Source organism: Bradyrhizobium sp., from assembly GCF_049581145.1.
Classification (GTDB): Bacteria; Pseudomonadota; Alphaproteobacteria; order Rhizobiales; family Xanthobacteraceae; genus Bradyrhizobium.
Window position 1 is genome coordinate 1 of record NZ_JBAURI010000730.1, and the last position, 1,776, is coordinate 1,776.

Annotated in this window: 3 protein-coding genes; all 3 read left to right on the forward strand. The window is 63.4% G+C overall.

The features are described 5' to 3' along the window. The first annotated feature begins 168 nt into the window (after positions 1-168). On the forward strand, positions 169-774 hold the full coding sequence (locus WCB02_RS23800) for a DUF1217 domain-containing protein (RefSeq protein WP_423962006.1): 606 nt from the start codon (positions 169-171) through the stop codon (positions 772-774). Then, complete coding sequence (locus tag WCB02_RS23805) at positions 762-989, forward strand: hypothetical protein (protein WP_423962002.1); 228 nt, start codon at positions 762-764, stop codon at positions 987-989. The genes WCB02_RS23800 and WCB02_RS23805 overlap by 13 nt, the downstream gene beginning before the upstream one ends. A 546-nt stretch (positions 990-1,535) precedes the next feature. Then, a partial coding sequence (locus tag WCB02_RS23810; protein WP_423962004.1) for a hypothetical protein occupies positions 1,536-1,776 on the forward strand: 241 nt, incomplete at its 3' end.

Sequence of the window (1,776 nt, forward strand, 5' to 3'; positions counted from 1 at the left end):
GCCGCGTCTTGGCGCCCGTCCGCAGATTAACTCCCGGGCAGGACTTCGTCGCTAGCCTCGAGGCGTCCCTCTCAATACGACGCTGGGCCCCGGCCACCCGACTCGACCATGACGACCACTACCTCGGCCTATCTCGCCGTGTCGCAGGATTTGCCGCGGTATCAGGCGATGACTGCGGCCGAACCCGCGGTGAAATCCGCAACCGCGTATTATCAAGCCAATATCGGCAGCGTGACCTCCATACAGGACCTTGTCAGCAATTATCGGCTGCTGTCCTACGCCCTCGACGCCTACGGCCTGGGTGACCAGATCAACGCCACGGCGCTGATCACGAAGGTGCTGGAAGGCGGCGTGTCCAGCCCCAACAGTCTCGCCAACACCTTGAGCAACCCGGCCTGGAAGGCGTTCGCCACGGCTTTCAATTTCGTTGGCGACGGCGCGGCTTCGGCGGCCTCGACGAACGCGGTCCAGACGACGACGAGCAACTATGTCGAGCAGCAACTCGAGAGCGATCAGGGGGCGCAGAACGTCGGCGTCCAGCTTGCGCTTTACTTCCAGCGCGTAGCGCCGTCGGTGACCAGTGAATACGAAATTCTCGCCGATCCAAATCTCCTGGAAGTGGCTCAGACCATCTTCGGTCTCTCGCCGGCAACCAGCGCGGAGACATCAATACCCAAGCGCAGACGCTCTCGCGGCTCATGCCGATCTCCGATCTGCAGGATCCAGCGAAGCTCAAGCAATTCGCCGAGCGATTCTCCGCGATGTACGACGTGACATACGGGCCGGGCTCGGGCGCCATCACGAATTTGACCGTCGCCGCGAGCAACTCGAACACGGACCAGTCCGGCGCCGCTGCGGTCCTGGCTGGCGTCATCAGTTCGAACGGTTCGGTGCTGAGCAGCGCTCTCAACGCCTTCACCGGCGCGCCGGAGCAAGTGTTTTCGACCGCCTTGTTGTCGAGCTTGCAAAGATTTTCGCTGGGCGGCTGAGCGCGTCGTTGACCCTCTGGGCCGATCAATCGGCGAAAGGTCCACGCAAGCGCCGCCGCTTTAATTCGCCCCATGCTTTGGAGAAAATGTCCGTTTTGCCTGCCGCCTCGCGCGCAACGTGGAGACGGGCGCAAGTGAATGCCGGCCAATCCGAGCCCGATGTGCTCTATGCCGCCGCCGTCGTTCAGTGGCGCGATTGCCGACGCGACGAGGCGATCAAGCTCATCGACGACGGTCGTCGTCACCGCGTAGGACGACGCAGTTGCGAAGGTGGGAGTTCCGCCCTGCGCGATCGAGTTGCCGTTCGCGTCCAGTGCGGTGTAGGTCGTTGTCGTCGCCGTGCCGTTGAGAGCTAATGACTGGATCGTTAGCGCCTGGTTGGCCGTATCCTCGTAGATCGCATCAGCGCCATATGTCGCCGTAACCGTTCCGGCGGTGACGGCGGTCGTGTCCGCTGTGTCGGCGGTAAACTGGGCCTGCAACTGAGTCATCGTCGCCGGATCCGAGACGGTCGACTGGCTGGTCGTCGACGTCGACGTTCCGCCGGTGGCCAATCCGTATAGCGCCTGGGTGGTGAAGGCGATGGTGTTCACGGTCCCGCCGGTCGCTGTGGCGTTGAAGCCGGAGACGAAGTTGAGGGAGGTCAGGCTGCCGTTGAGGACGTTCGTGCCGTTGAACGAGGCGCCGTTGACGGCGTCGGTCAGCTGCTGGCCGAGCGAGGCGATGCCCTGCGTCGGCTGTTCGAGAGCGTGGTGCAGCGTTGCATCGCCGAGGGTCTGGTCAGCGC